Here is a 7,066-nt window from a genome sequence, read left to right as displayed (position 1 = left end):
AACCGACGAGACCGTCCTCCCGACCGAACTCACCGCATAGCCTCAAAACGAGATCACCGAGTGGCCGTCGATACACCACTCCAGCGGACGTGACCGTCCGTGCCCGCCCGAAGGACTTCTTCCGCGAAGCGTCCGGGCTGGCTTGTCCTCGCCGACCAGGCGGTAGCAGCCCATGCGCAGAAGCGGGCCCGGAAGGCTCTCGGGCAGGCTCTCCGCCCGCAAGATCACACGGGCTGAGGTTCCAGGGAGGTCCCAGACCGTGATCAGGCCCTGATCTGCACCGAATGTACAGATCAGCGGCGTGATCACGAAAGCAACTTCTTCTTGCCCTGGGTCTTGCCGGGGATCTTGGTGACCTGTGTTTTCCCTGCTCAGGAGCGGTTGGTTCGCGCTCCTGGTGGTCGTCGTCGGTCGTCTTTGGCCACTGCCGGGCGATCCCTGTTTGCCCCCCGACGGGGGCCAGCGTGTCAGCGGGCGCCGACGTTACCTCGGGGGCATCCTGGGGGCACTGGTGATCGCCGGAGCAGCCGACGAGGAGGGTCCGGTCATGCGGGAGTCGTCACAGGGCGTCACGGTCGTGGCTCTCCTGGCGGACCCGGACGCGCCGACGGAGATCGCGCAGCGCATGGCCCGAGTGCTCCCTGCTCGGCTCGCCGACAGGTCAGGCCAGAAGCGACGGTTCGACGTCGAGGTGGTCAGTGAACCCTTCACCGTAGGGACCGAGGACCTGTCCACGTTGACGCGCCGGATCATGGAGCGCGGGCGGGCGGAGAACTGGGACATCGTCGTGGCCCTTACCGACCTTCCGTTGCACTCACACGGGCGCAAGCTCGTTATGGATCTGAGTCATGAACACGGGTTGGCGCTGCTGTCCCTTCCCTCGCTGGGGGGCCTGCGTTTTGGGAGAAGGGCACTTCGGGCGGTGGAAGAGGCCGTTCTCAGCTTGGCGAGTCCGCGAGCCACTGGAGCTGCGGAACCCCCGCAATGTCAGCCGCCGTTGGGACGTTTCGCCAGTCGTCTCGCGCCCGTTCACCCTGGCCCGATCGGTGAGGAGGAGTGCGCTGATCTCCGGTACGTCGTCAGCGGACCGCGCGGTTACCTGAGGGTGCTCTTCGGTATGGTCCGCGCCAACCAGCCGTGGCGGTTGGTGCCGGGTCTGTCGAAAGCCCTGGCCGCCGCACTCGCCACGGGCGCGGTCGCCACCGTGAACTCCACCATTTGGATCCTGTCCGAGGCTCTGGGCGCGCCGCGCCTCGTGATCGCCATGGTCGGGTCTGTCGCGCTCATGATCGGCTGGCTGATCGTGGACGCGCACCTGTGGCACCGATCAGCAGAGGCCTCGCCGGAGGCGAGGAAGAGGGCGGCTCTCTACAATGCGTCCACGGTCGTCACCGTCGGCATCGGGGTGCTCGTCTGCTACGCGGGTTTGATGGTCATCAACTTCGTGTGGGCGCACTTCATCCTCAACGACAAAGTCTTCGCCTCCATGACACGAACCCCGCTGCACCCCACGGAATACTGGACGCTGTCCTGGTTCGTCGCTTCGATTGCCACGGTGGGCGGCGCGCTGGGATCGGGCTTGGAGAGCGACGAGGCGATCCGGGCAGCCGCTTATTCCAAGCGCGAACAGGAACGTCGCCGCATGCTCGAGGACGACGGTGACTAGCTGGTGACCTGAGTCGGAGAGGAAGTGTCGAACCACACCGACATCAAGGTGAGCTGGTAGGCCGTTCCGCTGGCCAGGTACGCGAGGGCTCGTTCGTGCTCCGACTTCGTGACGGTCCGGGTGAGACTGCACCGCATCTGACTGCGACGGCCCAGACACGGCCCCAGCGCATGGAAATGGGCGATCACTCCCAGATCACTCGTATGCCCGTCCGGGCGCGACGGCGGGCACTGATCTGCTGATGCTGGATCCTGACAGAGCTGCGGTGTGCTTCCCGCCGAGCGACCCGACCGCCCGGCCGGACATCCGGCCGTCCTTTTCGGCGGAGTTCGCTGACTGGGACGTTGCGTGGACAGCGGCGCCGCACTCCCGGACCAGCACTGGGCAACCTCCAGGGTGAGGAGACTGTTCCCTTGGTGACACGACACCTGCGGCCCGGCCGCCGACTCGCCAGGCGCATACCGATACGGACACGGACGCCATTGCTGGCGTGCGCAGCGGTGCTGATGGCCACCACGCTGGTGGCGGCGCTCCCTGCCGCAGGTCCCACACCGCCCGACCCGAACCGCTACCCCTTCGGCCGGCCCACCGGCACCGGCGATTTCCGGGTCCCTCCGCCACCCGAGGCGCCAACCCTGGTTCCCACCATCGGCACCAAGACCACCCAGCGGCTCTACGGCTCCGACCCCTTCCAGGAGGCGGTGTCCATCACCCAGCACATCTGGCCGGCCGCGCTCCCGGAAAACGCCCCGGGGGAGAACGACAACGTCCCCGACCGGCCCTGGGCCGTCACCCTGATCACTACCGACGATCCACTGACGGGCGTCACCGCCGTCCCTCTCATCCACTTCCCCGACGACGCGCCCATCCTCTATGTCACCAAGACCGGCATCCCCCAGGTCACTCTGAACGAGCTCAAGCGCCTAGGCGACACGGGCATCAGCCGCCACAACAACATCGACGCCTTCCTGGTGGGCGCGGCGGCCAACCCGGCTGTCCAGGCGCAGCTCAAGGCCATCGGTATGACCTTCCAGAGCATCACCGCGCCCACCATCCCAGGGCTCGCCGACGCCGTCGACCGTGTCTACGGCAGCATCCAGAACCCGGACACCGGCGTACCGCAGATGGGTAACAGCGGCAGTCAAGGGGGCGCCGGAATGATGGACGTGATGATCGCGTCCATGGACTCCTGGGAGTACGCCCTGCCCGCCACTCACTGGTCCTCCCACATGCCCACCGCAATCCTGTGGGTCACCAGGGACGGCATCCCGCCGGAGACCGTCACCGCGCTCAAACGCCGCATGGGCCGGGCCACCATCTACCTGTGGGGCGGACCGGACCAGATATCCCCCACCGTCGCCAAGCAGCTCAATGCCTACGGTGCCGTGCAGCGCATCACCAACGACGACCCCGTCGACTTCAACGCGACCCCGAAGAACACACCGGAGACCACCGCCATCGCGTTCGCCAAGATGTGGGACCCCATGGGCATGGTGGGCTGGAACATCACCGGGCCGGGCCACGGCTTCACCCTCGTCAGGCGGGACGACTGGCAGGGCGCGGTCGCCTCGGCACCCTTGTCCCACCTCGGCTTCCACTCCCCACTGCTGATCACCGACAGCGCCGACAAACTCCCCGAGGCCGTCGAGGCCTACTACAAGCAGGTGGCGCCCACATACCTGACCACCCCGGCCGAAGGCCCCTACAACATGACGTACGTCATCGGCGACTGGAAGCGGCTCTCCTGGCCGCTGCAGGCACACGTCGACTACATCTCCGAGATGAGCAACCGACGTGTCTGGAATCAGTCCACCGGAGGACGCTACAGCGACTCCGGACAACCCTGAGCAACGGTCCAGGCCTGGCTGCCACAGCCCAGGCCTGTCGCGGCGGCCGCCGCTTCTCGCTGGGCCCGAACGCAGAACAACGCCTGCGCCACCGCCTCGCGAACCACTGAACCTCCGGCACCTGCACCCACGAAAGCGTCGATGCCGGTCTCGCCACACCCGAAGCATTTGCCCGCGAGGCCGCTGCCTACGCCGAGGCGGGCTGCGACGAACTCAGACTGACGGCGTCTCAGACCGACCCCAGCCCCTTCGAGCACCGGGGGCTGAAGTGCTCATCAACGGTCTGCCGTTGTCCAGCTGAACGGAATGTCGCTGCCTGCTCATGTCGCCCCTCCGTATGCACGGGGCGACCGTCGGCGGGACGGCTGCTGGGCCGTGCGAGTGACCACTCCGGTGGCGCCCGCACCGTCCAACGTCTGGCCGCACAAGACATCTCGTTGGCTGCATATCCCCTGAAGGGACTCGTGGACCGTGACCACCTCGATCATCGTCGGAGGAAGTGGCGCGCTGGGACGCGTTCTAGCACAGCGATACGCCAACCGCGGCGACAGCGTCATCATCACCGGCCGCACCAGGGAACGCGCCGATACCGTGGCCGCCCACATCGCCGACGAGGTCCGGGGTCTGGCCGTTGACCTGTCGCGGCCGGAGACCATCGGCGAAGCGCTCGTCGATGTAGGGGACGTCGACAACCTGGTCATCACCGGCGTCTCAGAGGGTTACAACGCCCTCGCGGACTTCGACATCGCCAAGGCCGTGGAAGCCGTGACCATCAAGCTGGTCGGTTATACGGAGACCGTGCGCGTCCTGCGTGACCGGTTCACCCCCGGCGCGTCGGTCGTCCTCTTCGGCGGCCTGGCCAAAGAGCGCCCCTACCCCGGCTCCACCATCGTGACCGCCATCAACTCGGGTATCACCGGACTGGTGAAGACTCTCGCCGTGGAGATCGCGCCTCATCGTGTCAACGCGATCCATCCGGGCGTGGTGGGTGACAGTCCGAGGTGGCGCGACGTGCCCGACCACCCCCACGTGGCGCGTACCCCCATTGGTCGCTTGGTGACGATGGAGGAGGTCGCTGACGCCACCGACTTCCTCCTCCGCAACACCGGCGTCAACGCCCAGGACCTGTTCGTCGACGGAGGACTGCGCGTCACGTGACACGACTGCCCTACGGCCCGGGGCCTTTTGCTGGAAAACGCCTCCCGCCCGTGCCGTTTGCGCAGGTGGGAGGCGTGATCACTTAACCTACTTCTTCTTGCCCTGGTTCTTGACCGCCTCGATCGCCGCCGCGGCCGCCTCCGGGTCGAGGTACGTGCCGCCGGGGGTGATCGGCTTGAAGTCGGCGTCCAGTTCGTAGGCGAGCGGGATGCCCGTCGGGATGTTCAGGCCGGCGATGTCGGCGTCCGAGATGCCGTCCAGGTGCTTGACCAGGGCGCGCAGGCTGTTGCCGTGGGCCGCGATCAGGACCGTGCGGCCGGCCAGGAGGTCGGGCACGATTCCGTCGTACCAGTACGGGAGCATGCGGAAGACGACGTCCTTGAGGCACTCCGTCCTCGGGCGCAGCTCCGGCGGGATCGTCGCGTAGCGCGGGTCGTCGGCCTGGGAGAACTCCGAGTCGTCCTCGATCGGGGGCGGCGGCACGTCGTAGGAGCGGCGCCAGAGCATGAACTGCTCCTCGCCGAACTCCTGAAGCGTCTGCGCCTTGTCCTTGCCCTGGAGGGCGCCGTAGTGGCGCTCGTTCAGGCGCCAGGAGCGGTGGACCGGGATCCAGTGGCGGTCGGCGGCCTCCAGTGCCAGCTGCGCGGTGCGGATCGCGCGCTTCTGGAGGGACGTGTGGACCACGTCGGGCAGCAGGCCGGCGTCCTTGAGCAGCTCACCGCCGCGGACCGCCTCCTTCTCGCCCTTCTCGTTCAGGTTGACGTCCACCCAGCCGGTGAACAGGTTCTTCGCGTTCCACTCGCTCTCGCCGTGGCGGAGGAGGATCAGCTTGTACGGTGCGTCGGCCATGCCTCAGAGCGTAATCCACGCATTCGCCCCCTCGTACGGGCCGCCCGGCAGGCGGACAGCCGGTCGACGGGCGGCCCCCGCGCCGTAGGACAGTTGACGGCATCTGTTAATTGAGTGGCCCCTCCACGCCGCGCCTTTGTAAGTTGTGATCACCGTTCGAGCCGCTTACATGCGCCTATGCCCGTGGGGGACCCTCATGTCGATCGCCGCCGTCAGACGTGCCGCCCGCGAGACCGTCTCGGGGCTTCCCCGGGAGTTCTGGTGGCTGTGGACGAGCACGCTCGTCAACCGGCTGGGCGCCTTCGTCGCCACCTTCATGGCGCTGTACCTGACCCTGGACCGCGGGTACTCCGCCTCGTACGCCGGGCTCGTCGCCTCGCTGCACGGGCTCGGCGGTGTCGTCTCCTCGCTCGGCGGGGGCGTGATGGCCGACCGGCTCGGGCGGCGCCCCACCCTGCTGATCGCCCAGACGTCGACCGCCGGGTTCGTGGCGCTGCTCGGGTTCGTGCGGGATCCCGTGTCCATCGCCGTCGTCGCCTTCTTCGTCGGCATGGCGAGCAACGCCTCCCGGCCCGCCGTCCAGGCGATGATGGCCGACATCGTGCGCCCCGAGGACCGGGTGCGCGCCTTCTCCCTCAACTACTGGGCGATCAACCTCGGCTTCGCCGTGTCCTCCATGGCGGCGGGTTTCATCGCCGAGTTCAGCTATCTCGCCGGGTTCCTGATCGAGGCGGGCATGACGTTGGTCTGCGCGGTCGTCGTCTTCGCGAAGCTGCCCGAGTCCCGGCCCGCTCCCACCGCCAAGGAGGCCGCGGGCGACGTCGGCCTCGGGACCGTCGTGCGGGACGGCCGTTTCATGAGCGTCGTCGGGCTGTCCTTCCTCGTCGCGCTCGTCTTCCAGCAGGGGTCCGTCGGTCTGCCGGTCGCCATGGGTGAGGCCGGGTTCTCGCCCGCTGACTACGGCATGGCGATCGCCGTCAACGGAGTACTGATCGTCGCGCTGCAGATCCCGGTCACCCGCTTCATCGAGCACCGGGATCCGCGCCGGCTGCTGGTGGTCTCCTCCGTGCTCGCGGGGTACGGCTTCGGGCTGACGGCCTTCGCGGGCTCGGTCGGTGTCTTCGCGCTGACGGTGTGCGTGTGGACACTGGCGGAGATCGTCAACGCGCCCACCCAGACCGGCCTCGTGGTACGCCTCTCCCCGGTGCACGGGCGCGGCCGTTACCAGGGCATGTACACCCTGTCCTGGTCGGTGGCCTCGCTCATCGCGCCGCTGCTGTCCGGCTTCGTCATCGACCGGCTCGGCGCTCAGTGGCTGTGGGGCCTGTGCGCGGTGGTCGGTACGGCGGCCGGGTTCGGCTACGCCGTCCTGATGCGCCGCCTTCCGGGGGAGGAGCCGGCTCGGGGAGCGGAGAAGGAGACGGCGGGGGCGGCGGAGGTCGGCGCGGCCTGAGGCGGGCAAGCCGGAGACCGGGCTGCGGGACTGGGACCCCGCGGCCGACCACCCCCCGGCCCGACCCGGTCACAGCCCCATCCCGCCGGCCTC

The 7,066-nt window shown here is 68.1% G+C and carries 5 protein-coding genes; 4 read left to right on the top strand and 1 reads right to left on the bottom strand.

Annotation, left to right across the window (positions count from 1 at the left end; genetic code table 11):
• The first annotated feature begins 547 nt into the window (after window positions 1-547).
• The 3 genes from ACFYZE_RS35475 (at window position 548) to ACFYZE_RS35465 (ending at window position 4,671) form a co-directional block, all read left to right on the top strand.
• Window positions 548-1,666 (top strand): hypothetical protein, encoded by a 1,119-nt coding sequence (locus ACFYZE_RS35475; RefSeq protein ID WP_389003647.1) that lies wholly within the window; start codon window positions 548-550, stop codon window positions 1,664-1,666.
• 413 nt (window positions 1,667-2,079) lie between these two features.
• Window positions 2,080-3,513: a hypothetical protein gene (locus ACFYZE_RS35470; protein WP_389003644.1), complete on the top strand. Its 1,434-nt coding sequence runs from the start codon at window positions 2,080-2,082 to the stop codon at window positions 3,511-3,513.
• A gap of 471 nt (window positions 3,514-3,984) precedes the next feature.
• On the top strand, window positions 3,985-4,671 hold the full coding sequence (locus ACFYZE_RS35465) for an SDR family oxidoreductase (RefSeq protein ID WP_389003641.1): 687 nt from the start codon (window positions 3,985-3,987) through the stop codon (window positions 4,669-4,671).
• 87 nt (window positions 4,672-4,758) lie between these two features.
• Here ACFYZE_RS35465 and ACFYZE_RS35460 read toward each other — a convergent pair whose 3' ends face one another.
• Window positions 4,759-5,520 (bottom strand): phosphoglyceromutase, encoded by a 762-nt coding sequence (locus ACFYZE_RS35460; RefSeq protein ID WP_389003638.1) that lies wholly within the window; start codon window positions 5,518-5,520, stop codon window positions 4,759-4,761.
• A 196-nt stretch (window positions 5,521-5,716) separates the two neighbouring features.
• Between ACFYZE_RS35460 and ACFYZE_RS35455 the strand changes: the two genes are divergently transcribed.
• On the top strand, window positions 5,717-6,973 hold the full coding sequence (locus tag ACFYZE_RS35455; RefSeq protein ID WP_389003635.1) for an MDR family MFS transporter: 1,257 nt from the start codon (window positions 5,717-5,719) through the stop codon (window positions 6,971-6,973).
• Window positions 6,974-7,066 lie beyond the last annotated feature (93 nt).

The sequence above is a fragment of the Streptomyces sp. NPDC001796 genome (assembly GCF_042892355.1).
Taxonomy (GTDB): Bacteria; Actinomycetota; Actinomycetes; order Streptomycetales; family Streptomycetaceae; genus Streptomyces.
This window is presented reverse-complemented; position numbering and strand designations above follow the sequence as displayed.

What these genes read in the sequence shown, in the direction of transcription:
- ACFYZE_RS35475 (WP_389003647.1), top strand. Translation starts at nt 548, where the DNA reads ATGCGGGAGTCGTCACAGGGCGTCACGGTCGTGGCTCTCCTGGCGGAC.
- ACFYZE_RS35460 (WP_389003638.1), bottom strand. Translation starts at nt 5,520, where the DNA reads ATGGCCGACGCACCGTACAAGCTGATCCTCCTCCGCCACGGCGAGAGC.
- ACFYZE_RS35455 (WP_389003635.1), top strand. Translation starts at nt 5,717, where the DNA reads ATGTCGATCGCCGCCGTCAGACGTGCCGCCCGCGAGACCGTCTCGGGG.